We start from the raw sequence: 23,012 nt of genomic DNA, 5'->3' as shown, positions 1-23,012 counted from the left end.
CCGGTCGGGGTGAGCAAGGTCGGAGGTGGGGAGCCGTGACCTGCTCGTGACCGTTCCGTGAGCGACAGTAGACGAGCCGGACGCCGGGACCAGGCCGGGTTGCTCCCGTGACGGCGGGCGGGAGGCCGGACGCGGTCGACGGTCACCGGCCGCGACGACCCGCCGGCGGACCGCAGCGGCGGTGGGACGAGCGGTGGGGAGGAGCCGCCGGGCAGACGCTCAGCAGCTGACGCGCGCGGCGATCGCCCGGCCGAGCAGGGTGCCCGAGCGCCATGCCGTCTCGACCTTCGGGCTGCCCCAGCCGTCGCCGCACAGCCCGATCAGGTCGTCGTCGAGCCGGAACTCCTCGTCGCGGGGCTGCGCGGGGCTCGCGTACGACCACCGGTGGGCGTGCGTCCACGCCGGCGCGTCGGGCAGGCCCAGCAGCTCGCCGACCGCGGCGGCCACCGGCGCGATCGCCCCGTCGGGGTCGTCGAGGTGTTTCCGCGCCCGCTCCGCGGTGGTGTGCGCGACCAGCACGGGGGCGAGGTCGCCGCGGCGATCGCCGTCGTCGGCGACGAGGTCGACGTCGGGGTGGCCGTTGACGAAGGCCGCCGACAGGGGCCCCCAGCTCCTGTGCGCGTAGGCCAGCACCACCGTGATCACCGGGTGCCACTCCCGATCGGCGACGACCGGCCCGGCGCGCAGCGCGGGGTGCAGCAGGCGCGCGGCCTGCGGGTCGGGCATCGCGAGCGCGACCGCGCACGCCGGCAGCCCGTCGACCGCGGGGCCGGGCTCGACGGCCGACACCGCGTGCCCGAACCGGATCGGCAGACCCACGGCGAGGTCGGCCACGAGCGAGCGCAGGCCCGAGGGCGCGCACCACCGGTCCGGGCCCTGCGTGGACCTCCACGAGCCGTCGGGCTCGCGGCTGGCCAGCGTGTCGGTCCACGGCATGGCCAGACCCCGCTCCAGCCAGCCCTGCGCCACGGCGGCGAACTCCTCGTCGCGCACCGTGAAGTAGGCCGCGCCGAGGTCGACGACGTGGGCCTGGTTCCCTGCGCCCTCGGGCATCGGGCGGCTGGCCATCCGCCCGCCGACGTGCCGCGAGCGCTCGAGCACCCTCACCGGCGTGCCGGCGTCGGCCAGGGCACGGGCGCAGGCGATGCCGCTCATGCCGCCGCCGACGACCAGCACCTCCCGGCGCAGGGCGGGCCCTCGCGAGCTCACGTGCGCGCTACCGGCCGCGTCACGTGGGTGCTGTCCCGCACGGTGCCGACGTACTCCTCCACGAGGTCCTCCATGGCCACCAGGCCGACGGTCGCGCCCTGGTCGTCGACGGCGCGGGCCAGGTGCGAGCCCTCGCGGCGCAGGGCGGCCAGCGCCTCGTCCACCGGCGCGGTGAGCGCCAGCTCGGGCAGCGCGCGCACCCGGTCGGCGGGCACCGCGTGGTCCCCGTCGTCGCCGTCGTCCCCGTCGTCGCCCAGGTCCAGGACGTCCTTGACGTGCAGGTACCCGTCGAGCGCGACCACCGGCGCGTGGTCGGGGGCGTCGTCCGACGGCGTGATCGGGGTGGTGCCCGGCTCCGTGGCGTGGGTGTCGAGGCGCGGGTGGGCGTCGGGCGCCTCGGGGGCCTGCACCGGGAACCGCGAGAACCCCGTGCGGGCGACGGCTTCCTCCACCGCGCCGACCGTGGGGTTCGGCGGCAGCACCGTGACCCGCTCGAGCGGGATCATCACGTCGGCCACGGTGTGCTCCGCCGAGCTGAGCGCCTGGGTCAGCCGCCGGGTCTGCGACGCGTCGAGCAGCCCCTCGCGGCGCGACTCCGAGAGCATCTCGGCGATCTCCTGCGGGGTGTAGGCCGACTCGCGCTCGTCGACCGGCGTCACGCCGAACAGGCGCAGGAAGTGGTTGGCGACCCAGTTCAGGACCGTGATGACCGGCCGCGTCACCTTGAGGAACGCGACGAGCGGCGGCACCAGCCACAGCGACGTGCGCTCGGGCCCGGCGATCGCGATGTTCTTGGGCACCATCTCGCCGATGACGATGTGCAGGATGGTCACGATGATCAGCGCGATGACGAAGGAGATCGTGCGTGTCAGCACCGTCGGCACGCCGAGGGGCTCGAGGACGGCCTCGAGCTGGTGCGCGACGGCCGGCTCGCCGAGCGAGCCGAGTGCCAGCGAGCAGATCGTGATCCCGAGCTGGGCGGCGGCGAGCATCATCGACAGGTGCTCGGAGGCCCGCAGCACGGTGCCCGCCCCGGCGGTGCCCTCGGCCAGCAGCGCCTCGAGACGGTCGCGGCGCGCGGAGATCAGGGAGAACTCGGCGCCGACGAAGAACGCGTTGGCCAGCAGCAGCGCGATCATCAACAGCAGGGCGACGTAGTCGTTCACGAGCCCACCCCCGTCCGCTGCTCACGGCGGGCGTCCCTGTCGCGCACGGTGAGGTCCCGCCCGGCGGCGTCGTGGTCCGCCTCGTCCGGACCGGAGCCCGCGGGCCGGTCGATGCGCACGTCGGCGACACGGCGGCGCACCATGCGGGTGACCACCAGCGTGGTGCCGTCGTCGGTGGTGACCGTGTCACCGACCGAGGGGATGCGGCCGAGCTCGGCGAGCAGGAAGCCGGCCAACGTCTCGTAGACCTCGCTCTCCGGGAACGACCAGCCCACGACCTCCTCGAGCTCGTCGGGGCGCAGCATCCCCGACACGATCCAGGTGTTCTCCCCGGCGCCGCGCACGCGGGCGGCCTCGCCGCGGTCGTGCTCGTCGCGGACGTCGCCGACGATCTCCTCGACGAGGTCCTCGAGCGTGACGATGCCCGCGGTGCCGCCGTACTCGTCGACCACCAGCGCCATCTGCAGCCCGGCGCCGCGCAGGCGGTCGAGCAGCTCGTCGCCGTCGAGGGAGTCGGGCACGGTGGTGGCGGTGCGCATGAGGTTGCGCAGCTTGGTGGTCGCGCGACGGGCCCGCGGCTCGGAGAACGCCTGCTTGACGTGCACGACGCCGCGGATGTCGTCGAGGTCGCGGTCGACGACGGGGAAGCGCGAGAAGCCGGTGCGCACCGTGGCGGCCAGCAGGTCGTCGATGGTGTCGTCCTGGGAGAGCGACTCGACCCGCACCCGCGGGGTCATCAGCTCGTCGGCGCGGCGCTCGGCGACCCGCAGCGAGCGCGCCATCACCTCGGCGGTGCCCTCGTCCAGGGTGCCCTGCTGGGCGCTGGTGGTGACCAGCGAACCGAGCTCCTGGGGCGAGCGCGCCGAACGCAGCTCCTCGGCGGGCTCGACGCCGAGGCGGCGCACGATCCAGTTGGCCGAGCCGTTGAGCCCGGTGATGAAGAACGACAGGACCCGCGAGAACCCGGCCTGGAGGCCGGCCACCATCCGGGCGGTGCCCAGGGGCCGGGCGATGGCCAGGTTCTTCGGCACCAGCTCGCCGAAGGTCATGGACAACGCGGTGGCGACGACCAGGGCGATGATCGCCGCGGTGCCGCCCGCGGCGCCCGCGGGCAGGCCCAGGTCCTCGAGCAGCGGCGAGATCAGCGTCGCGATCGCCGGCTCGGAGAGGTAACCGGTGATCAGCGTGGTGATCGTGATGCCCAGCTGCGCGCCCGACAGCTCGAACGACAGGTTCCGGTGGGCGCGCTGCACGATCTTCGAGCGCCGGTCGTCGGCCTCGGCGACGTGGTTCTCGATCTGGCTGCGCTCGAGGCTGGTCAGGGAGAACTCCGCGGCCACGAAGATGGCCGTGGTGCAGGTGACGGCCACGAACCCCACGAGGCCGAGCACCGACAGGAGGACGTCCACGATCGTTCGAGTCCCCGCCTCAGCTGCCGGCCAACCGGGCCGGGAACCCGCCCGTGGCGATCGGTCCCCAGCGCTGCACCTCCAGGCGGATCAGGCACTTGCCCTGGCGGCCCATCGCCTCGCGGTACTCCTCCCAGTTGGGGTGCTCCCCGGAGATCGAGCGGAAGTACTCGCACAGCGGCTCGAGCGCGTCGGGCAGGTCGAGCACCTCGGCGTCGCCCTCGACGTGCACCCAGGGGCCGTCGAAGTCGTCGGAGAGCACGCACATCGCGACCCGGGGATCGCGGCGCACGTTGGTCACCTTCGCCCGCTCGGGGTAGGTCGAGACGAGCAGCCGGCCCTCCGCGTCGATGCCCAGGGTGACCGGTGAGGTCTGATCACCCCCGTCGGAGCGCCGCGTCACCACGACCGCCCTGTGCCTGGTCCGCAGGAACGCGTCGAGCTCCTCGCGTCCCACCCGGTCGTTCGTCGCCACGGTCGCCACGCGGACGAGCGTAGCGACGCGCCACGACGCCGCCCCTACGGTGATCGTCGTGGGAACACGGGACGGGCTGGACGGACGGCGGGTCGTGGTCACCGGGGCGTCCTCGGGGATCGGGGAGGCGGTGGCCCGGGCCGCCGCGGCGGAGGGTGCCCGGGTGGGCGTGCTGGCGCGGCGGGCCGACCGTCTGGACGCATTGGCCGGCGAGATCGGCGGGCACGCGGCGGCCGCCGACGTCACCGACGTGGCGGCGGTCGGTGACGCCGTCGACCGGCTGGCCGGAGCACTCGGCGGCCTCGACGCCGTGGTCGCCGCGGCGGGCACGATGCACCTCGGCGCGGTGGGGGAGACCGACCCGCAGCGGTGGCGCGAGGTGTTCGACGTCAACGTCCACGGGCTGCTCGCCACCGCCCGGGCGGCGCTGCCCCACCTCGGGGAGGGCGGCAGCTGGGTGACGATCTCCTCGATGTCCGGACGCCGGGTGCCCTCGGCCGCCGGCGGGGTCTACGCCGCGAGCAAGCACGCCGCGCACGCCGTCGACGAGACGCTGCGTCGCGAGGCCGGCTCCCGCGGGGTGCGGGTCACCACGGTCGCGCCGGGGTTCGTGGCCACCGACCTCATGGCCGCCGACGTCGCCGAGGACGACGTCGCGGCGTTCCGCGAGCGCATGCACGCCCAGGGCCTCGCCCCCGAGCACGTCGCCGCCGCCGTGGTGCACGTGCTCGCCCTGCCGCCCGAGGTGTGCGTGGTGGAGTACGCGCTGACGTCGGTCGCGCAGCTACGCGGCAGCTGAATCGCTCCCGGTGACGTGCGCCCCACGCGGTGGCGCTGTGCGCGCGGAGCGCGAGAATGGCCCGCCATGAGCGCAGGGCCGGTGCGGGCCGGGCGGATCGTGTCGTGAGCGGTGCGACGCGCAACGGAGCCGGAGCAGTCAACGGCAGCCCGTTCGTCGACTTCGACCGGGAGTCCTGGGCGCAGCTCAGCGACACCAGCGCGGTGCCGCTGACCGCCGAGGAGCTCGAGGAGCTGCGCTCGCTGGGCGATCCCGTCGACCTCGACGAGGTCCGCGACGTCTATCTGCCGGTGTCCCGGCTGCTCGACCTGCACGTGCGGGCGAACGCGGGCCTCCTCGAGGCCTACCGCACCTTCCTGCGCCAGGACGAGCAGGCGACGCCGTTCGTCGTCGGGATCGCGGGCTCGGTGTCGGTGGGCAAGTCGACCACCGCCCGCCTGCTGCGGCTGCTGCTCGCGCGCTGGTCCGACCACCCGAACGTCGCCCTGGTGACGACCGACGGGTTCCTGTACCCCAACGCCGAGCTGGAGCGGCGGGGGATCATGACGCGCAAGGGCTTCCCGGAGTCCTACGACCGGCGCGCGCTGCTGCGGTTCGTCGCCGACATCAAGGCCGGCAAGCCCGAGGTGCCGGTGCCGGTGTACTCGCACCTGGTCTACGACGTCCTCGACGAGCAGCGTGTGGTGTCGCGTCCCGACATCCTCGTCCTCGAGGGCCTCAACGTGCTCCAGCCGGCGCCGCAGACCGGCGAGCGGGCCAGCGCGCTGGCGGTGTCCGACCTCATCGACTTCTCGATCTACGTGGACGCGCACCCCACCGACGTCCGCCGCTGGTACGTCGAGCGCTTCCTCTCCCTGCGCGAGACGGCGTTCCGCGATCCGGCGTCGTACTTCCGGCGCTACGCGGAGATGGACGAGGCGGCGGCCCGGGAGCGGGCCGCGCAGATCTGGGACGAGATCAACGGGCCGAACCTGCGGGAGAACATCGCACCCACCCGCTCGCGCGCCGGGCTCGTGCTGACCAAGGGCGGCGACCACTCGGTGCGCCGCATCCGCCTGCGCCGGTTGTAGGGACCACACCCCGACCTGCGCGGTGCCCCCGGGTGGGACCATGGCGGTATGTCCAGTTCCGCCACCGGGACCGCCGGCGGGTCCGGGGCCGGCGCCGCCGGGTCGGCCGGCTGGTCCGGCGCCGACCTCCCGTCCCGCCTGCGGCTGGCCGTCGGCCGGCTCAACCGGCGCATCCGGGTCGACTCGGCCGCGCACCTGCCGCCACTGCAGACGTCGGTGCTCGCGACCCTGGAGGACCAGGCGCCGCTGCGCCTCTCCGAGCTCGCGCGGCGCGAGGCGGTGACGCCGCCGACGATGAGCCGCGTGCTCGCAGCGCTCGACGACGCCGGCCTGCTCGTGCGCACACCCGACCCGCAGGACGCGCGGTCGGCGCTGATCGAACTGTCGGACGCCGGACACGAGGCCATCCGGCGCATCCGCACCGAGCGCACGGCCTCGATCGCCCAGCGACTGGACCGTCTCGACCCCGAGCAGCGGGCGGCGCTGGAGGCCGCCCTGCCGGCGTTGGAGCGTCTGGTGGAGGAGTAGCGGCGCCGCGGGCGTACGTCACCCAGAGACAGAGGGTGTAACGTTGTGCGTCCGCGCGACGACGCACGGTGTGTCAGGTGTGAGCGAAGCGACCCCGGGAGCGCTGGTGGTTTTCCAGGCACCCCTGCGACGTCGTCCCGCGCCGCCCGAGGTGGCCGACGAGCGCGAGGCGCTCGAGGGGTGGCTCGACTACTTCCGCGCGCTGGTGGTGCTGGCCCTCGACGGGCTGGACGAGTCGGTGCTGCGCCGCCGCGTGCCCGCCGGCACCGGGCCGAGCCTGCTGGGGATCGTCAAGCACCTCACCGAGCTGGAGCGCACGTGGCTCGTGGAGCGCTGGGGGGAGCGGGGCGGGCGGCACGCGCCGAGCTACGTCGACGATCCCGACGCCGGGATCCGGCTGGCCGGTGTCGAGCTCCCCGAGGAGGTCGTCGGCGCCTACCTCGAGGTGTGCGAGCGCGGCCGGGACGCGCTGGCCGGCGCCGAGTCGCTGGACGACGCCGTGCGCGACGACCGCCGCGGGCACATCGAGCTGCGCTGGATCCTGCTGCACCTCGTCACGGAGACGGCGCGCTACGCCGGGCAGGCCGAGGTGCTGCGCGGCGCCGCGGCCCTGCCGGAGCCGGAGGACCTCAGCTCGCCGTGACCTCCGCGCGCACGGCGAGCTCGTCGTGGGCGAAGCACACGAGCCCGGCGATGGCGCGTGACTCGTCGGTGGGCTCCTCGTAGGACCACGCCGCGTCGGTGAGCACGCGCCCGCCGTCGAGGCGCACCGAGAACCACGACGCCACGCCCTTGTAGGGGCAGACGGTGCGGGTGTCGGTGCGCTCGAGCGTGGCCGAGACGGCGTCGCGGGCGACGTAGAAGCGGTCGACCAGGCCGGTCTCGCCCAGCAGGACCCCGCCCGCCGCGTCGGCCACGGGCACCCCGTCGGTGGTGGTGACGGTGATCCGCCGGCTGGTCTGCCGCAGGTCGACCCGGTGGTAGGGGTCGGGCAGGTGGCCGATGACCTCGTCGTCCTCGTCCAGCCAGCGGTCGGCGGCCGCGGGGACCAGCACCGCGCGGCCGGCCAGCCACGACGTCTCCGGCTTCGGGTCGATGTAGGCCCACACGGCGTCGGGCACGACGCGGTCGCCCACGCGCAGCGAGCGGTAGGTCGCGTCGCCCTTGAACGGGCAGTGCGTGGTGGTGTCGCTGGGCTCGAGCAGGTCGGCCCGGAAGTCCTCCTCGGGGACGTAGAGCTGCGGGGGCAGGCCGGTCTCGTAGAGCAGGGCGCCCCGGGTGGTGTCGAGCACGGTCACCCCGTCGACCTCGGCGCGCACGCGCCGCGTGAAGGGTTCGAGCAGCAGCGAGTGCGCCGGCCCCTCGACGGTGAACGTGCGGGTCTCCGGCACCCGCCGCGACAGCGGGCCCCCGAACATGGTCAACGCCACGACGACCTCCTCGGCTCTCCATTCGCTGCAACTCCCGCGATCGACGTCGTTGTTCCCGAGCGGCGTTGTGCCCGAGCAGCGAAGGCACCCCTCGCTGCACCCCACGCAGCGAGGGCGCCCCTCGCTCCACCCCACGCAGCGCAGGCGCCCCTCGCTGCCATCACGGCCTCACCCCGAGCCCGTCGTGGCCCCCACCGCGGCGGTGGCGGCGACCGCGGCGTGGATGTCCGCGACGGCCTTGCGCACCGCCTCGCCCGCCCACGCGCCCTCGGCGATCTCCCGGCTGCGGGCACGCAGCTGCCGGCGTGGGGCGTCGAGCAGTCTGTGCTCGGCCTTGACCGCCCGCACGAGCGCCACCAGCGACGCGTCCTCCGGCGTGGGCGTCGCGCCGTCCACCAGGACCGCCCGCAGCCGGGCGAGGGCCGCGTCGCGGCGGGTGGTGTCCCCGGCCGGCCAGCGCGGGGTGAGCGGGAGGCCGAGGAACGAGCGCTCCTGCACGCGCACCACGCCGTCGTGGACCAGCCCGGCCATGAGGGGGTCGCGGACACGGCGGTGCAGCTTCTCGACCGCCGACTTCGGCGTGGCCTCGTCGGGCAGGCGGTCCAGGGCGAGGTCGAGGACGGGGTCGATGACACGGTCGCCGCCGGAGCGACGGTCGTCGACCACGAGGCGCGTCCGCCAGCGGCCCTCGACGAGGTGGGCGCGCCCGGTGAGCACGAGCTCGAGCACGACGGCGCCGGCCAGCGCCCGGGGCAGCGAGGTCGAGTCCACCAGCCCCTTCCCGGTCGCGGGGTCGTGCAGCAGCAGGGCCAGGTCCTCGGCGGTGCGCATGCGGTCCATCGTGACGTGGGCGCCGCGAGCGGCGCCCTCCCCGAGGCGGAGATCGCGCGTGACCCGCCCGCGCACGGGGGATGACCGTCCCGTGAGCGAGCGAGCCGAGCCCGTGCGTCGCGAGGCCCCGGACTACACGGGCCCGACGATGATGACCCAGTCGTGGTGCGACATCGCGTTCCTGCACTGGGCGGTCCCCCCCGAACGCGTGGCCCCGCTGCTCCCGCCGGGGGTGCGGCCCGACGTGCACGAGGGCGTGACGTGGGTGGGGCTGGTGCCGTTCCGGATGGTGGGCGCCGGCGTCCTGCGGGCGCCGTCGATCCCGTGGCTGGGCACGTTCCCCGAGACCAACGTCCGGCTCTACACCGTCGACGAGCGCGGTGTGCGCGGCATCGTCTTCCGCAGCCTCGACGCCTCCCGCCTCGCGGTGGTGGCCGGGGCCCGCGCGGCGTTCGGGCTGCCGTACCGGTGGGCGCGGATGGAGATCGACGACGGCGACGGATCCAGGACCTACGTCACCCGGCGCCCCCATCGGAGCCGGGTCCGCGTGCGGGTGGGGGAGCCGATGGCCTCCGGCCCGCTCGAGGAGTTCCTCACCGCCCGCTGGGGCCTCCACGAGCGGCACCTCGGTGTCGACTGGTACGTGCCCAACGTCCACGAGCCCTGGCCGCTGCACGCCGCCGAGGTGCTCGAGCTGGACGACACCCTCGTCGCCGCGGCCGGGTTCCCCGAGCTCACCGGGCGCCCGCCCGACCACGTGGTCGCCTCGCCCGGGGCGTCCGTGCGCTTCGGCTTCCCACGACCCTGGCGCCGGCCCGCGGTGGGCCGGCGCCGGGGTTGACCGCGGGGGGTCAGCGGCGCCGCAGGCCCGCGTACTGCAGGTCGGCGAACACCGCGACGGCCGCGGCCTGGGCGAGCACGACCACGACGCCCAGGACGGTCAGCCGTTCCCAGGCGCCGGCGACCAGGCCGAGGCTCATCAGCACCCAGGCGCTGTTGCCGAGCACGACGATCCAGGTCGCCGGCCGGGGGATCGCCGGGCGGGCCGCGAGCACGACCAGCCCGGTCGCGTAGACGACGAGGAAGATCCCGACGCCGACGAGCAGGGCGGCGGGCAGCCCGAGCAGGGTGTCGAGGACGCCGGCGCCGGCCGCGGCGGCGACGCCCAGGGCACCGGACGCGACGGCGTCGAGCCGCAGGACGGCGCGCAGGCCGCGCTGGGTGTCGGCGGAGGTGGTGGTGGCGGTCGTGCGGGCGGTCGTGGTCATCAGGGCCTCCTGGGGTCGGGGCTGGTGCGGTCTGCCGAGAACCCTGCGACCCACCGGGTAACGGCGTCGATGACCTCGTAGGTCATGGTCGGCGCGCCGTCGGCGCCCTACGGTCGGTTCGTGACCAGCACGCTCGACGCCCGCCCCACCCCCGGGGAGCTGCTGCGCGGGTGGCGGACCCGCCGGCGGCGCAGCCAGATGGACCTCGCCCTCGACGTGGGCGTGTCGACCCGCCACCTGAGCTTCGTCGAGACCGGGCGGGCCCGGGCGAGCCGCGAGCTCCTGGTCGACCTGTGCGAGCACCTCGACGTCCCGCTGCGCGAGCGCAACACGCTGCTGCTCGCCGCGGGCTTCGCGCCGACGTACAGCGAGTCACGGCTCGACGCGGACGCACTCGAGGCGGTGCGCGGCGCGCTGGAGCACCTGCTCGCCGGCCACGAGCCGTTCCCCGCGCTGGTCGTCGACCGCTGCGGCGACGTCGTCATGGCCAACCGCGCGGTCGGGGCGTTGATCGCGGCCATCGACCCGGCCCTGCTCACGCCGCCGGTGAACATCTACCGCCTCAGCCTGCACCCCGACGGGATCGCGCCCCACGTGCGCAACCTCGCCGAGTGGGCCGGACACCTGCTGCACCGCCTCGAGCGCCTCGCCGACCTCACCGGCGACCCGCGCCTCGCGGCCCTGCGCGGCGAGCTCGCCGGGTACGCGCCGCCCGCGCCCGGGGGACCGGCGGCCCGCGTCGCGCACGTCATGCTGCCGCTGCACCTCGACCACCCGGCGGGGGAGCTGCGGCTGTACTCGACGATCACCCACTTCGGCGCGGCCTGGGACGTCACGCTCGACGAGCTGTCGCTGGAGTCGTTCGTGCCCGCCGACCCCGCCACCCGCGCGGTGCTCGACGGGCTGGCGGTGCGCTAGGGAGCGGGTCGCCGCGGATCGCCCGCACGGCGGCCGTCACATGTGATCCGTCCGGCGGAGCGCGGTCCGGGCGCCGGGTGGTCCCCGACGATGGCGGGCATGACCCACGACGCCCCGGTCCTGGCCGCCGGCCCGACCCTCACGGGCCTCACCGACCCGGGAGCGTTCCCCTCCGCACGGCCGCTGACCCCGCGCTACGCCGACCTCGGCGGTGACGGCCGGGTGACGACCGTGTCGCTCGGACGCTGGTTCGAGGAGGCGCGGGTGCACGCCGCGCTGCCACGGTTCCGCCGCCGCGCCGAGGACGGCGGCGGCGCGTTCCGCATCCTGCTGGCGGCGCAGCGGATCCGGGTGCTGGCCCCGATCACGCTCGGGACCGAGTACCGGGTCGCCACGGGCGCGCGGCGCGTCGGCCGGTCGTCGTTCTCCTACGGCCACGCAGTGTTCGCCGGCGACCGGTGCGTCGCCGTCGCCGACTCGGTGACGGTGCTGGCCACCGGGTCCGGGCCGAGCGAGCTGCCCGACGCGCTGCGCGCGGACCTGGCGGCGTTGGCGCTCGACGAGCCCGCCGACGGCCCACCGCGTCCGGAGTCCACGCGCCGCGAGCGCGCCCGCTACCCGCTGGCCCACCGGATCACCACGCGCATCGGCGACGTCGACACCAACCGGCACGTCAACAACGTCGCCGTCCTGTCCTGGTACGCCGACGCGGTGGCGGCGTGGCAGGCGGCGCGGCTCGGCGACCCGGACGGCGGGCCGCCCGAGGAGCTGGCGCCGAGCGCCTGGGAGGTCCAGTACGTCGACGAGGTCGCGCACCCGCGCACCTACGACGTCGCCCTCGCCGTCGATCCCGTGCCCGACGGGCTGCACTACCGGGCCGGCCTGTTCGCGGGGGAGCGGTGCGTGGGCCTCGCCGACGGGTTCGGCGCCGCAGGCCCCCTCGAGCCCACCGACGGGCTGCGGTGATCCCCGGAACGATCCCCGGAACGCCGCGCGCGTGATCGACGTTGAGCCGGGCGTGACGACCTCGGCGGCGCCCGTCCCGGCGCGTCTCGTGGCGACCGGCGCGCGGGCGGGCACCGCCGCGGTGACGCTCGCGCTGGTGATCATCGGCGCGATGCACCTCGTCGGGCCCTCGTCGCGCATCGACCCGGTGCGCCGCACGATCAGCGAGTACGCGGTGGTCGAGGGCGGGTGGCTGTTCGACGTGGCCGTCGTGGGGCTCGCGGTCGGGTCGGCGGGCGTGCTCGCGGCCCTGGTCGCGGCCCGGCTCACCCCGTTGCGGTCGCTGTCCGCGGTCATGCTCGGCACGTGGTGCGGGGGCCTGCTGCTCGTCGTGGCCTTCGAGAAGACGAACTGGTCCATCGGCCCGAGCGTCTCGGGCTACATCCACCGCTACGCGAGCCTCGTCGCGTTCCTCGCGCTGCCGGTGGCGGCGCTGCTGCTCGCCCGGCGTCACCGCGACGACCCGGCCGCCCGGCCCTACCGGGTCGGGGTGCGGTGGGGGTCGTGGCTGGCGCTGGCGTCGTTCCTGCCGATCGTCGCGGCGATCGCGCTGCGGAGCGTGACCGGCGTGCCATGGTGGCGGGCGGTCCCGCTGGGCCTGCTCGAACGCGGGCTCGCGCTGGCCGAGGTGCTGGTCGTGGCCCTGCTCGGCGCGTGGGCGCTGGCGCACGCCCGCCGCTCGGCGGCGGCCGTCCCCGTCGCCTGACTGCGCCACCGGGGGACGGGCCACTAGCGTCGGCAGCCGTGTGGGACGAGGCGCTCGACCGGGCGCGGCGGTTCGCCGACGGCTGGCTCGCGTCGCTGCCCGAGCGCCCCGTGGGCGTCCCGGTCGCGGACGCCGAGATGCGGGCCCGGCTCGACGACCGCCTGCCCGAGGAGGGCCGGCCGGCCGCCCGGGTCCTCGACGAGCTGGCGTCGGCCCTCGAGCCCGGGCTCGTGGCGAGCGGGGGACCGCGGTACTTCGGCTTCGTCACCGGCGGCGCCCTGCCGGTCGCGCTCGGCGCGGACTGGATGGTCGCGGCGGCCGACCAGAACGCCGCCGCCCGCGTCATGTCGCCGGCCGCGGCCGCGGTCGAGGAGGTCACGGGCGGCTGGGTGCTCGACCTGCTCGGGCTCCCGGCCGAGGCCGCGGTCGGGTTCGTCACCGGCGCCCAGATGGCGAACGTGTCCTGCCTGGCCGCCGCACGCCATGCCCTGCTGGCCGCCGAGGGCTGGGACGTCGAGGGCGACGGGCTGGCCGGGGCGCCGGTGCCCACCGTCGTCGTCGGCGAGGCCGTGCACTCCACGGTACTGCGGGCCCTGCGCCTGCTCGGGCTCGGGTCCGGCCGGGCGGTGCGCGTCGGCGCCGACGACCAGGGGCGGATGCGGCCCGAGCGGCTGCGCGAGGCCCTCGCCGCGATCGACGGTCCGGTGCTCGTCTGCGCCCAGGCGGGGCAGGTCGACACCGGGGCCGGCGACCCGTTCGACGCCGTCGCCGACCTGGTGGCCGCCCGGCCGCGGGCGTGGCTGCACGTCGACGGGGCGTTCGGGCTGTGGGCGGCCGCCGCCCCGGCGCGACGCCACCTCGTCGCGGGTGTGGAGCGCGCGGACTCGTGGGCCGTCGACGCCCACAAGTGGCTCAACGTGCCCTACGACTGCGCCATGGCGATCGTCCGCGACCCCGAGGCGCTCGTCGCCGCGCACTCGACGACCGCGGCCTACCTGACGCTCGGCGGCTCCGACCCCTCCGGCCGCACCCCGGAGAGCTCGCGGCGGGCCCGCGCGCTCCCGGTGCACGCGGCGCTGCGCCACCTCGGGCGTCAGGGGGTCGCCGACCTCGTCGAGCGCTGCTGCACCCTCGCGCGCCAGGCCGCCGACGAGCTCGCGCGCCACCCCGGCATCGAGGTCCTCAACGAGGTGGTGCTCAACCAGGTCCTCTTCGCCCCGCGCGGCGTCGACCCCGGCGAACTGTCGCAGGCGATCGCCCGTGACGGCACCTGCTGGGTCGGCACGTCGGCGTGGCACGGCCGCCCGGCCCTGCGGCTCTCGGTGTCCAACTGGTCGACGACGCCCGCCGACGTCACCCGGTCGACGGCGGCGATCACCGCGCTGGTCGATCGGTTGGCGTGATCACGCCGGCGCCGTGGCCCGGAGGTAGCTGAGCGTCCCCATCACCCACCGGTGCCGGCGCACGACCGTCGCGTCGACGAGCCCGGCATCGGTGATCGAGGCGAGGAGGTCGTCCGCGCCCTGCAGGTGGGGCCGCGGGGGCTCCTGCCCGTGACCGTGACCGTGACCGTGCCCGTGACCGTGGCCCCGGCCCAGCCGGCGCAGGAGCGCTCCCAGGCCACGGGCGACCGGTCCGTGCGGCCCGCCGCTCTCCAGGTCGACCAGGTGCAGCGACCCGCCCGGCGCGAGGACGCGGCGGACCTCCCGCAGCGCTCCCGGCTGCTCGTCGGGCGGCAGGTGGTGGAACATGAACGCCGAGAGGACGCGGTCGACGGAGGCGTCGGGCAGCGGCAGGTCGTCGGCGTAGCCCTGCTCCAGGCGCACGCCCTCGGGCAGCTTCCTGCGCGCGCGCTCCAGGGCGGCGGCGTCGGGGTCCAGCCCGATCAGGGTGACGTCCGGGCGGGTCCGCGTCATCGCGGCGAGGACGCTCCCGGTACCGCAGCCGATCTCGAGCACCCGCCCGCCCCGGGGCGGATCGGCCTGCGCGACGAGGCGACCGTGGGCCGGCCCCGCGCCGAGGAGCCGGCTCGTGAGGTCGTAGAAGGGCAGCAGCGAGTCCCGGGCCATCGCGGGCAGGAACGCCCGCTCACCGCTGCTGGCGGGCTCGGGTCCGGTCATGGTGTGCTCTCCTCGTGGGACGGGATGCGGGGACGAGGTCCACGTTCCGTTCCACGCGAGCTGCGGACAAGGGACCGGACACGGTCACGATGGGACGTTCTTCGGTCCCGCTCGTCGCCTACGCCCGCGCCGCCGACGGGGTCGACGTCACCGTGGACCAGTGGGTGGGCCCGGCCTCGTTCGACCGGCTCCCCGTCCACGGGCCCCACGCGCACGACTTCCTCGTCCTCGTGCTGGTGGCGGACGGCCACGGCGGGTTGCGCGTGGACGACCGCGACGTCCCGCTCACCCCGGGCGACGTCCTCGTCGTGGCGCCGGGAGCCGTCGTCGCGCCGTCGCCGGACGCCCTGTCCCCGGCGACCGACGTGTGGATGGTCTCCTTCCCCGTCGACGTCGTCGATCCACGGACCACGGGCTCGCTGGTGTCGTGGCGCTCGCACCCGCTGCTCGCGCCGCTCCTCGGGCGCGGCCGGGCCGGCGGGCAGCGGTTCACGGTGCCGCCGGGGGAGCGGGGCTGGTGGCTCGAGCACGTCCGCGCCCTCGACGACGAGATCCGGGCGCGCCGTGACGGCGCCGCGGCCGCGGTCCGGGCGTACCTGACCCTGCTGCTGATCGCGCTCACCCGCCTCGAGTCGGCGGTCACCGAGGAGCTCCGCGACCGCGACGAGCCCCTGCTCGCGGCCGTCTTCGACGTGGTCGAGCAGCGTTTCCGCGAGCCGCTCTCCCTGCGCGACGTCGCCGCCGCCGTCGGCCGGACGCCCGGCCACGTCACGACCGTGGTCGGCCGGCGCACCGGGCGCACCGTCCAGCAGTGGATCACCGAGCGGCGCCTGCGCGAGGCCCGGCGGCTCCTGCACGACACGGACCTGACCGTGGCCGGCGTGGCGGCCCGGGTCGGCTTCCGCGACGCCGGGTACTTCGTGCGCCGCTTCCGCGCCGAGCACGGGGTCCCGCCCGGGCGGTGGCGGGCCGCCGGCATCTGAGTCGCGCACACCCGCGCGGCGGCGAAGCGTGCTCGTCAACGGCGGCTCGTACGGTGTCGGCCGTGGCACGGGCACCGAGGGCACCGAGAGCACCGCGGCACGACGCCGACGCCGGGGGACCGGCGGAGCTGGTCGAGGCCAAGGCGGCCGTGCGGCAGCGCGTGTGGGACGCGCTGCGCGAGCAGAAGCTGGCGCGGTTCCCGGGCGCCCACGGGCGCATCCCGAACGTCGTGGGCGCCGAGGCGGCGGCCGAGCGCCTGCGGGGGACCGAGGTCTGGCAGCGGGCCCGCACGCTGAAGTGCAATCCGGACGCGGCCCAGTGGCCGGTGCGCCAGCGCGCGCTCTCCGACGGCAAGACGGTCTACATGGCCGTGCCGCGCCTCGCCGAGGAGCACCCGTTCTTCCTGCTCGACCCCGAGCACCTCGCCGACACGCCACGGAAGGCCTCGTCGATCAAGGGTGCCTCGCGCTCGGCGCATCCGGTCCCCGTCGAGGACCTCGAGCCCGTCGACCTCGTCGTCACCGGCTGCGTCGCCGTCGCCGAGGACGGGGCCCGTCTGGGCAAGGGCGGCGGCTTCAGCGACCTCGAGTTCGCGGTGGCCAGCCGGGCCGGCCTCGTCGCCGCGGACACGCCCGTGGTGACGACGGTGCACGAGCAGCAGATCGTGGCGCCGGGCGAGATCCCGGTGACCGACCACGACGTGCGCCTCGATCTCCTCGTCACCCCCGACCGCGTCGTCACCTGCACGCGCGAGCCCCGCCACCCCGGCCGGATCGACTGGGACGAGCTCACCGAGGAGAAGATCGCGACGATCCCGTTGCTGCGCCGTCTGCGAGCGGCCGACGCGGAGTGACGACTGCGGCGGTAGAGCGACGATGTTGGGCCAAACGGGCGCTCTCCGTGTCACGGTCGGTGACGAGCAGGCACGATGGTGCGCATGTCGACGATTCCGCGCGCCGCCCCCTCGCGGCCCGTGTGGGCGCCGGTGCCGTTCCTCCGGAGGGCGCGCAGCGCCTTCGCCTGGGCGGCGGTGTCCGGTGTGCTCGGTGCGCTCGCGATCGTCGCCGGACGGTGGGCGGGGGAGAACGACACGAACGGCGTCGTCCTGGCGCTGCTCGCGGTGGTCCTGCTGGCGACGGCGGCGGCGTGCGTCGCGCTCTTCCTTCTCGCCGCGGCGGCCGGACAGGGCCCGGGCGACGGCATGTCGGGCTACGGGGCGGGCCGTCGCGTCGAGGTGGCGTGGGCGTCGCGCGGCCACGAGCGGGGCACGGTCGAGGTCGAGGACGTGGGTCGGGGAGAGGTCGTGGCGCTGCCCCGAGAGGGCCAGGCGCCGCACGTGACCGTGCGCCTGGGCGGGCACGACCTGCTGGTCCAGAGCACCCCGGGCCCTGCGGCGCCCGACTGGTACACGCTCGTCGACGACGCCGGGTACACCGTCGCCCGCGCCGACGCCGCGCGGTGTCCCGGTGCCGCGTCCGTCCGGGCGCCCGTCGACTGGACGGTGCGGCCCGCCCGGGGTCCCGTCCTGCGGCTGCGGCACCGGCCGGCCGCACCGGTGCCGGTGCAGGTCACCCTGCTCGACGAGCTCGGCGCGGCGTGGTGGGTGCGGGAGCGCAGCCGGGCGGAGCTGCCCGACGACCTCGACCCGGCCTCGGCGGTGTTCGTCGTCCTGCTGGTCGACCAGCTCGCCCGGGCTCGGACCGGCCAGCACTCCTGACGCTGCCCCGTTCGCCGTGACCACCAGCACCGTCGACGAGGTCCAGCCCATTGTGATCGTCGCGCGCTACGCCGACCTCACGCGCGCGAACCTCCCGGTCGCTCCGGTCCTCGGGGGCCGAGGTGGCCTCGCGCACCACACGGCTGCACGACCGCAACACCAAGAAGGCGCACTACGAACGCCTCGGCGTCCCGGCCTACTGGTTGCTGGACCCGGAGGGGGAGGGCGCCCTGGAGGTGCTCGAGCTCGACGCCGACGGTCGGTACGTCATCGCCGCCGCGGCCGCCGGCGACGAGACCGTCCAGCGGGAGCGCCCGTTCCCGGTCGCCGTCTCGCCGGCGCGATTGCTGGACGGGCTGCGCCGGTGAGCCGGCGCGCCGATCTCGATCGCTCGACGAGGGAGAACGGGCAGGCGCACCGCCTCCTCCCGTAATGACATAATGTCGATTATCGGATCGCGCCGGACGTGGGCGAGCGGCTGGAGTGCGCCGTCGCGACGACGAGCGCGACCGTCGCGGCGCTGAGCACGAGCGAACGCACGAGATTCGCCTGGAGCAGGCTGTCGATGGTCGCCGCGTCCCGTCCGATGCGGTCCAGCCGGTCGTGCCTCGGGATCGCCCACGCGAGCGTCGACACCAGCGCACCCAGCCCGCCGGCGGCGACCACGGCGGCCAGGCCGCGCGGGACGTCGGGCGGCCGCGTCCACGGGAACGCGGCGCACGCGAGGAAGCTCGCGAACCCCGGCACGATCACCACGGTCGGGATCGCCGCGTTGTACGCCGCGTGGTACGCGAGGAAGTCGGCCGCCGGCACGGCGCGGTACAGCGGGTACGACACGGCCTGCGCCTGCCAGCCGATGCCCGTCGACCAGGCCGTCAGCGCGGTCAGGCCCACCAGGTGCCAGCGCCGCCAGCCGGGTCGGGTCGGGCGCGGGCGGTCGATGATCGAGGTCCGGGTGGTCACGTGCCGCTCCCCTGCGTCGAACGAATCGGATAGAGTGATACTAAATCTGTTTGAGTAGGAGTCAAGTCGATATGGCCGAACGGCGCCGCTACGACACCTCGAGCCGTGAGCACCAGGCGGCCCTCACCCGCCGGCAGATCGCGCGGGTGGCCGTCGCGCAGTTCGTGGAGCGCGGGTACGCGACGACGTCGGTGGCCTCGATCGCCAGGGCGGCGGGGGTGTCCGCCCAGACGGTCTACAACGGGTTCGGGACCAAGGCCGCGCTGCTCAAGGAGGGTTACGACCTCGCGCTCGCGGGCGACGACGCCGACGTCCCGCTGGCTGAGCGCCCCGAGGTGCGCGCGCTGTACGCCGAGCCGGAGCCCGCGGCGTTCCTGCACGGCTATGCGCGGTTGGGGCGCGCGCTGCTCGATCGCATGGGCGCGCTCGCGGTGCAGATCGGCGCGGGCGCCCTGGCCGGCGACCCGGACCTCGTGGAGCTCCGGGCGACCACGGACCAGGAGCGGCTGGTCGGCACCGGGATGGTCGTGCGGCGCCTGGTCGAGCTCGGCGCCCTCTCCCCCGGGCTCGACCAGGACGTCGCCCGTGACCGGCTCTGGGCCCTCAACAGCACCGAGCTGTGGCACCTGCTGACCGTGACGCGGGGCTGGTCGGGCGAGCAGTACGAGCAGTGGGTCGGGCAGGCCATGTGTGACGCCGTGCTCCCCGTCGAGCGCCGCGAGCCGCCTGCTCCACCCGTGTGAACGAGATCCGTTCGTCCACACGGGCCGACCGGTGACGGCAGTCGGTCGTTGAATCGCACACGACCGTTTGCGCCGCTGAGCGGACAGTCCGGCCGCCGACCGCGCGCCTCTTTCCCGGGCGACGACGGATCGAGCACGGTGGGGTCACGGCCGGGTCGCGCCACCCCATCGGTATCTCCGTGGTGTGACGACCCGGGCACGCACAGTGGATGACCTGGGTGGCGCCGGCCCGGACGAGGTCGGCCCCGGTCACGCGCAGGGGGACGGTAGTGGGCGGACGCGACGGGGCGGGGGCGCCCCAGCGCCGGGGAGGACCGCGCCGGGGACGGCGCCGCAGGACTCGGGGCGGCCCGTGACCGACGAGTCCGACGAGATCGACCGGCTCGTCGCCGCCGTCGTGGCGGGCGACCGGGACGCGCTCAACCAGCTGCTCGTGATCCTGCGTCCCCTCGTGGTGCGCTACTGCCGGTCCCGGTTGGGCACCGAACGCGCCGGCGTCGCCGCCGACGACGTGGCCCAGGAGGTCTGCCTGGCCGTGCTCAAGGCCCTGCCGAGCTACACCGACCAGGGCAAGCCCTTTCTCGCGTTCGTCTACGGCATCGCGGCGCACAAGGTCGTCGACGCGCACCGGCACGCCGGACGGGACCGCTCCGACCCCACCGACGAGGTGCCGGAGGGCTTCACCGACGTCGCGGGCCCCGAGCAGCACGCCCTGGAGTCCTCGGCGAGCGCCGAGATGCGCGCCCTGCTCGCGCAGCTGCCCGCCAAGCAGCGCGAGATCCTGGTGCTGCGGGTCGTGGTGGGGCTGTCGGCCGAGGAGACCGCGCTGGCCGTGGGGTCGACTCCCGGCGCGGTGCGGGTCGCGCAGCACCGCGCCGTGGCGAAGCTGCGCGGCGTGCTGGGCGATCCCGCCGAGCCACCGGGACCCGACGACACGCCGCCGCGCGGGCTGCTGCGCGGTGACTCGCGCTGGGACCCCGCGGTCAGTACGCGGGGCGCAGCGGGAACCCGGAGCGGGCGTCGGGGCCGAGCTTGACCCCCAGCACCTGGTGGAGCTGGATGTTGTTCAGGTCGAACCCGACCTGGCACGCGGGCATGTAGAGCCGCCACACCCGCGCCCGGCCCTCGCCCGCCTCGGCCACGCAGGCGTCCCAGTTCGCCTCGAGGTTGGCCGACCAGCCCGCGAGCGTCCTCGCGTAGTGCTCGCGCAGGTTCTCCTCGTGCCGGATCTCGAAGCCCGCCGCGTTCATCTGCGAGATCAGCCAGCCGATGGGCAGCAGCTCGCCGTCCGGGAAGACGTAGCGGTCGATGAACGGGTCGGCCGCGGCGCGGTGGTGGTGGTCGGGCCGGGTGATGCAGTGGTTGAGCAGCCGCCCGCCGGGGCGCAGCCTGCCGTGGAGGAAGCGGAAGTACGACGGGATGTTGCGCCGCCCGATGTGCTCGGTGAGCCCGATCGAGCTGACCGCGTCGAAGTCGGTCTCGGGGACGTCGCGGTAGTCGCCGTGGCGGATCTCCACGCGGTCGCCGAGGCCGCGGCGGGCGACCTCCTTCTGCGCCCACGTCGCCTGGTCGCGCGAGAGGGTCACACCGAGGGCGTGCACGTCGTGGTGCTCGGCGGCGTGCATCGCCATCTGGCCCCAGCCGCACCCGACGTCGAGCAGGCGCATCCCCGGCTCCAGGGCCAGCTTCTCGGCCACCAGGGCGTGCTTGGTGAACTGCGCGTCCTCCAGCGTGGCGTCCGCCGAGGGGTAGACCGCGCAGGTGTAGGCCATCGACGGGCCGAGGACCATCTCGTAGAAGCGGTTCGACACGTCGTAGTGGTGCTCGATCGCCGACGAGTCCCGCTCCTTGGAGTGCCGCCGGCCGTGCTGGCGGTGCTCCTCGGGCGGCGGGGCGACGCGGTGGCGCAGGCGCACCGGGGCCAGGCGCGCGGCCACCTTGAGCAGCGTCGACGGCGGCACGTCGGAGATGGTCAGCTCGCTCATCGCCGTCAGCGCCTCGTAGATGTCGCCGTCGACGTCGAGGTGCCCGGACACGTAGGCGCGGGCGAGCCCGAGGGTGTTGGGCGAGCCCGCGAGGTAGGCCAGTGCGACCTCGCTGCGCACGTCGACGGTGGCGACGGGCGCCGCGCCCGCGGGGGCGGACTCGCTGCCGTCGTAGGCGCGGATGGCGACGGGGGCCTCGTCCCCCACCACCGGCCGGAACATCTCGGCGACCTGCATGACGATCCTCCCTAACCCGTCACGGTCTTGGTGTAGAGGTCGGGGAGGCGGCCGTCGGGGTCGTAGCGGGCCTTGAGCTCGCGGTAGGCCTCTCCCCCGTACAACGCGTCGAACTCCTCCCGCGGGTAGCTCGCCGTGGAGTACAGCGACTTGTGTCCGTCCATCGTGAGCAGCACCTGCTCGATGCGGCGGTTGTGGTGGTCCGGCGCCTGGCCCGGGGCGAGCTCGGCGTCCGACCAGAACCCGACGTTGACGTAGGTGGTGTCGGGGTCGAGCGGGTAGAGCGGCCACGAGCGTCGGTCGCGCTGGCGCAGCGGGCACAGCCACACCGGGCTGATCCCGATCTCGTCGTGGAAGAACGCGAGGAACTCCGGCAGCCGGTCCACCGGCACCTCGACGTCCTGGATGATCGGCTCGACGCCGGCCGCTCCGCCGCGCCGAGCGAGGGCCTGCGAGAGCCCGAGGCGCCGGTCGAGCGCGACCAGCCGACGGTAGACGTCGGAGCGGCGGTAGCGCGACGGCCACAGCCGCCGCACCACCGGGTGCTGCACGCCGAGCGCGCGCGAGCACCAGAACCAGTCGGTGTCCCAGCGCCACAGGTAGTCGTGGATGGTCAGGAAGTCGACTCCCACCCCGGAGACCTCGGCCAGTTCCTGGATCGACCGGTAGTAGATCCGCTGGCCGGTGTAGTCGGAGAGGTACGGCGCGGTGTCGACCATCTCGCCGAGCGTCACGTAGTGCTCGTCGGCGGAGAACACGACGCCGTCGCAGAAGTCGACCCGCTCCCCCGCCCACTCCCGCGTCGCCGTGACCTCGGCCAGGGCCTTCGCGGTCTCCTCCGCGGTGTCGAAGCGCAGGTGCCGCAGCCGGACGAAGGGCTTCACCGGTGCCAGCTCGATGCGCAGGCGCAGCGCGTAGCCGAGCGTGCCGTAGGAGTTGGGGAGCCCGGAGAGCAGATCGGGGTGGTCCCGGGTGGAGAGGATGTCGCCGGTGCCGGTGAGGACGTCGGCCTCGAGCACCGACTCGTGCGGCAGCCCGTCGCGGAACGACGTCGACTCGATCCCGAGCCCGACGACCGCGCCTCCGAGCGTGATCGTCTTGAGCTGCGGCACCACCAGCGGCATCAGCCCGTGGGGCAGGGTGGCCGCGACGAGGTCGGAGTACGTGGTCATCCCCGCGACGTCGGCCGTGCGGGCGTCCGCGTCGACCGCCAGCACCCGGTCGAGGCCCTCGACGGACAGGCCGCCCGTCCCGTCGCGGAAGCGGAAGAGGTTCGACGTCCTCTTGCGCAGTCGCACGGGAGCGTCGGGCGGCAGCTCGGCGAGCCCGCGGCGCACCGCGTCCACCGCCTGCCGGTGCGCGAGCCCGGCGTCGGCGCCGACGGTCATCTGGGGGCCTCCTCCCGCTTGTGACGTGAGGGTATGCCCGCGGTGCGTCTCGGTCACCGCC

The 23,012-nt window shown here is 75.2% G+C and carries 26 protein-coding genes; 15 read left to right on the top strand and 11 right to left on the bottom strand.

The features are described 5' to 3' along the window. Positions 1 to 219: 219 nt before the first annotated feature. Genes C8D89_RS25160 through C8D89_RS25145 form a run of 4 tightly spaced genes read right to left on the bottom strand, consistent with a single transcriptional unit; the run spans position 220 to position 4,268 of the window. Positions 220 to 1,209 carry an NAD(P)/FAD-dependent oxidoreductase gene (locus tag C8D89_RS25160; RefSeq protein ID WP_243418368.1) on the bottom strand — a complete coding sequence of 330 codons (990 nt, stop codon included), beginning with the start codon at positions 1,207 to 1,209 and terminating at the stop codon, positions 220 to 222. After that, on the bottom strand, positions 1,206 to 2,375 hold the full coding sequence (locus C8D89_RS25155) for a hemolysin family protein (protein ID WP_116710882.1): 1,170 nt from the start codon (positions 2,373 to 2,375) through the stop codon (positions 1,206 to 1,208). Before C8D89_RS25155 ends, C8D89_RS25160 begins: the two co-directional genes overlap by 4 nt. Beyond that, complete coding sequence (locus tag C8D89_RS25150) at positions 2,372 to 3,784, bottom strand: hemolysin family protein (protein WP_116710881.1); 1,413 nt, start codon at positions 3,782 to 3,784, stop codon at positions 2,372 to 2,374. The genes C8D89_RS25155 and C8D89_RS25150 overlap by 4 nt, the downstream gene beginning before the upstream one ends. Before the next feature lie 19 nt (positions 3,785 to 3,803). After that, positions 3,804 to 4,268 carry a PPOX class F420-dependent oxidoreductase gene (locus tag C8D89_RS25145; protein WP_116710880.1) on the bottom strand — a complete coding sequence of 155 codons (465 nt, stop codon included), beginning with the start codon at positions 4,266 to 4,268 and terminating at the stop codon, positions 3,804 to 3,806. Positions 4,269 to 4,317: 49 nt separating this feature from the next. Here C8D89_RS25145 and C8D89_RS25140 point away from each other — a divergent pair, with 49 nt between their 5' ends. The 4 genes from C8D89_RS25140 to C8D89_RS25125 all read left to right on the top strand — a co-directional run bounded on the left by C8D89_RS25140 (position 4,318) and on the right by C8D89_RS25125 (position 7,299). Next, entirely contained in the window at positions 4,318 to 5,058 is a 741-nt protein-coding gene (locus C8D89_RS25140) for an SDR family oxidoreductase (protein WP_165825936.1), read from the top strand. Positions 5,059 to 5,162: 104 nt separating this feature from the next. Then, positions 5,163 to 6,128: a type I pantothenate kinase gene (gene coaA / locus C8D89_RS25135; protein WP_116710878.1), complete on the top strand. Its 966-nt coding sequence runs from the start codon at positions 5,163 to 5,165 to the stop codon at positions 6,126 to 6,128. A 48-nt stretch (positions 6,129 to 6,176) separates the two neighbouring features. After that, positions 6,177 to 6,656 (top strand): MarR family transcriptional regulator, encoded by a 480-nt coding sequence (locus C8D89_RS25130; RefSeq protein ID WP_116710877.1) that lies wholly within the window; start codon positions 6,177 to 6,179, stop codon positions 6,654 to 6,656. A 106-nt stretch (positions 6,657 to 6,762) separates the two neighbouring features. Beyond that, entirely contained in the window at positions 6,763 to 7,299 is a 537-nt protein-coding gene (locus tag C8D89_RS25125; RefSeq protein ID WP_165825935.1) for a mycothiol transferase, read from the top strand. Here the strand turns inward: C8D89_RS25125 and C8D89_RS25120 are convergent. Then, on the bottom strand, positions 7,286 to 8,086 hold the full coding sequence (locus C8D89_RS25120) for a DUF427 domain-containing protein (RefSeq protein WP_116710875.1): 801 nt from the start codon (positions 8,084 to 8,086) through the stop codon (positions 7,286 to 7,288). The two genes, C8D89_RS25125 and C8D89_RS25120, sit on opposite strands and share 14 nt — an antisense overlap. A gap of 168 nt (positions 8,087 to 8,254) precedes the next feature. Further along, the gene (locus C8D89_RS25115; RefSeq protein ID WP_165825934.1) at positions 8,255 to 8,917 is read right to left on the bottom strand and encodes a GOLPH3/VPS74 family protein; all 663 of its coding nucleotides are present in this window, start codon (positions 8,915 to 8,917) and stop codon (positions 8,255 to 8,257) included. Positions 8,918 to 9,008: 91 nt separating this feature from the next. Between C8D89_RS25115 and C8D89_RS25110 the strand changes: the two genes are divergently transcribed. Next, positions 9,009 to 9,758: a YqjF family protein gene (locus C8D89_RS25110; protein ID WP_243418367.1), complete on the top strand. Its 750-nt coding sequence runs from the start codon at positions 9,009 to 9,011 to the stop codon at positions 9,756 to 9,758. Positions 9,759 to 9,768: 10 nt separating this feature from the next. Here C8D89_RS25110 and C8D89_RS25105 read toward each other — a convergent pair whose 3' ends face one another. Next, positions 9,769 to 10,185 carry a hypothetical protein gene (locus C8D89_RS25105; protein ID WP_116710873.1) on the bottom strand — a complete coding sequence of 139 codons (417 nt, stop codon included), beginning with the start codon at positions 10,183 to 10,185 and terminating at the stop codon, positions 9,769 to 9,771. Between the two features lie 120 nt (positions 10,186 to 10,305). Here C8D89_RS25105 and C8D89_RS25100 point away from each other — a divergent pair, with 120 nt between their 5' ends. The 4 genes from C8D89_RS25100 (at position 10,306) to C8D89_RS25085 (ending at position 14,217) form a co-directional block, all read left to right on the top strand. Continuing rightward, complete coding sequence (locus tag C8D89_RS25100) at positions 10,306 to 11,103, top strand: MmyB family transcriptional regulator (protein WP_243418366.1); 798 nt, start codon at positions 10,306 to 10,308, stop codon at positions 11,101 to 11,103. 99 nt (positions 11,104 to 11,202) lie between these two features. Further along, positions 11,203 to 12,069, top strand: coding sequence for an acyl-CoA thioesterase (locus tag C8D89_RS25095; RefSeq protein ID WP_165825933.1), 867 nt, complete (start codon positions 11,203 to 11,205; stop codon positions 12,067 to 12,069). A 52-nt stretch (positions 12,070 to 12,121) separates the two neighbouring features. Then, positions 12,122 to 12,814, top strand: coding sequence for a DUF998 domain-containing protein (locus C8D89_RS30560; RefSeq protein ID WP_116710870.1), 693 nt, complete (start codon positions 12,122 to 12,124; stop codon positions 12,812 to 12,814). A gap of 38 nt (positions 12,815 to 12,852) precedes the next feature. Further along, the gene (locus C8D89_RS25085) at positions 12,853 to 14,217 is read left to right on the top strand and encodes a pyridoxal phosphate-dependent decarboxylase family protein (RefSeq protein ID WP_243418365.1); all 1,365 of its coding nucleotides are present in this window, start codon (positions 12,853 to 12,855) and stop codon (positions 14,215 to 14,217) included. Here the strand turns inward: C8D89_RS25085 and C8D89_RS25080 are convergent, their stop codons facing one another. Further along, positions 14,218 to 14,934: a class I SAM-dependent methyltransferase gene (locus C8D89_RS25080; protein WP_116710868.1), complete on the bottom strand. Its 717-nt coding sequence runs from the start codon at positions 14,932 to 14,934 to the stop codon at positions 14,218 to 14,220. Positions 14,935 to 15,023: 89 nt separating this feature from the next. Between C8D89_RS25080 and C8D89_RS25075 the strand changes: the two genes are divergently transcribed. From C8D89_RS25075 to C8D89_RS25060, 4 genes are all read left to right on the top strand, one after another. Continuing rightward, complete coding sequence (locus C8D89_RS25075) at positions 15,024 to 15,917, top strand: AraC family transcriptional regulator (RefSeq protein WP_116710867.1); 894 nt, start codon at positions 15,024 to 15,026, stop codon at positions 15,915 to 15,917. A gap of 62 nt (positions 15,918 to 15,979) precedes the next feature. Further along, the gene (locus tag C8D89_RS25070; RefSeq protein WP_116710911.1) at positions 15,980 to 16,771 is read left to right on the top strand and encodes a 5-formyltetrahydrofolate cyclo-ligase; all 792 of its coding nucleotides are present in this window, start codon (positions 15,980 to 15,982) and stop codon (positions 16,769 to 16,771) included. Positions 16,772 to 16,855: 84 nt separating this feature from the next. Next, positions 16,856 to 17,635 carry a hypothetical protein gene (locus tag C8D89_RS25065; RefSeq protein ID WP_133252066.1) on the top strand — a complete coding sequence of 260 codons (780 nt, stop codon included), beginning with the start codon at positions 16,856 to 16,858 and terminating at the stop codon, positions 17,633 to 17,635. A 122-nt stretch (positions 17,636 to 17,757) separates the two neighbouring features. Then, positions 17,758 to 18,003: a Uma2 family endonuclease gene (locus C8D89_RS25060; RefSeq protein WP_116710865.1), complete on the top strand. Its 246-nt coding sequence runs from the start codon at positions 17,758 to 17,760 to the stop codon at positions 18,001 to 18,003. Between the two features lie 79 nt (positions 18,004 to 18,082). Here C8D89_RS25060 and C8D89_RS25055 read toward each other — a convergent pair whose 3' ends face one another. Further along, on the bottom strand, positions 18,083 to 18,598 hold the full coding sequence (locus C8D89_RS25055) for a hypothetical protein (protein ID WP_116710864.1): 516 nt from the start codon (positions 18,596 to 18,598) through the stop codon (positions 18,083 to 18,085). A gap of 71 nt (positions 18,599 to 18,669) precedes the next feature. Between C8D89_RS25055 and C8D89_RS25050 the strand changes: the two genes are divergently transcribed. Together C8D89_RS25050 and C8D89_RS25045 are read left to right on the top strand one after the other, a co-directional pair. Continuing rightward, entirely contained in the window at positions 18,670 to 19,341 is a 672-nt protein-coding gene (locus tag C8D89_RS25050; RefSeq protein ID WP_116710863.1) for a TetR/AcrR family transcriptional regulator, read from the top strand. A 352-nt stretch (positions 19,342 to 19,693) separates the two neighbouring features. Then, entirely contained in the window at positions 19,694 to 20,377 is a 684-nt protein-coding gene (locus C8D89_RS25045) for a sigma-70 family RNA polymerase sigma factor (protein ID WP_116710862.1), read from the top strand. Here the strand turns inward: C8D89_RS25045 and C8D89_RS25040 are convergent. After that, positions 20,325 to 21,563, bottom strand: coding sequence for an SAM-dependent methyltransferase (locus tag C8D89_RS25040; protein WP_116710861.1), 1,239 nt, complete (start codon positions 21,561 to 21,563; stop codon positions 20,325 to 20,327). The genes C8D89_RS25045 and C8D89_RS25040 overlap by 53 nt on opposite strands. A gap of 11 nt (positions 21,564 to 21,574) precedes the next feature. Then, on the bottom strand, positions 21,575 to 22,951 hold the full coding sequence (locus tag C8D89_RS25035; protein WP_116710860.1) for an FAD-binding oxidoreductase: 1,377 nt from the start codon (positions 22,949 to 22,951) through the stop codon (positions 21,575 to 21,577). Positions 22,952 to 23,012: the final 61 nt, after the last annotated feature.

The sequence above is a fragment of the Actinomycetospora cinnamomea genome, from assembly GCF_003096675.1.
Taxonomy (GTDB): Bacteria; Actinomycetota; Actinomycetes; order Mycobacteriales; family Pseudonocardiaceae; genus Actinomycetospora; species Actinomycetospora cinnamomea.
The sequence above is the reverse complement of the archived record's forward strand: the minus strand, read 5'-3'. Positions and strand labels throughout refer to the sequence as shown.

Bases quoted from the DNA above. Each gene is read 5' to 3' on its own strand.
- C8D89_RS25130 (WP_116710877.1), top strand. From the start codon at position 6,177: ATGTCCAGTTCCGCCACCGGGACCGCCGGCGGGTCCGGGGCCGGCGCC.
- C8D89_RS25115 (WP_165825934.1), bottom strand. From the start codon at position 8,917: ATGCGCACCGCCGAGGACCTGGCCCTGCTGCTGCACGACCCCGCGACC.
- C8D89_RS25105 (WP_116710873.1), bottom strand. From the start codon at position 10,185: ATGACCACGACCGCCCGCACGACCGCCACCACCACCTCCGCCGACACC.
- C8D89_RS25095 (WP_165825933.1), top strand. From the start codon at position 11,203: ATGACCCACGACGCCCCGGTCCTGGCCGCCGGCCCGACCCTCACGGGC.
- C8D89_RS25080 (WP_116710868.1), bottom strand. From the start codon at position 14,934: ATGACCGGACCCGAGCCCGCCAGCAGCGGTGAGCGGGCGTTCCTGCCC.
- C8D89_RS25075 (WP_116710867.1), top strand. From the start codon at position 15,024: ATGGGACGTTCTTCGGTCCCGCTCGTCGCCTACGCCCGCGCCGCCGAC.
- C8D89_RS25065 (WP_133252066.1), top strand. From the start codon at position 16,856: ATGTCGACGATTCCGCGCGCCGCCCCCTCGCGGCCCGTGTGGGCGCCG.
- C8D89_RS25050 (WP_116710863.1), top strand. From the start codon at position 18,670: ATGGCCGAACGGCGCCGCTACGACACCTCGAGCCGTGAGCACCAGGCG.
- C8D89_RS25040 (WP_116710861.1), bottom strand. From the start codon at position 21,563: ATGCAGGTCGCCGAGATGTTCCGGCCGGTGGTGGGGGACGAGGCCCCC.
- C8D89_RS25035 (WP_116710860.1), bottom strand. From the start codon at position 22,951: ATGACCGTCGGCGCCGACGCCGGGCTCGCGCACCGGCAGGCGGTGGAC.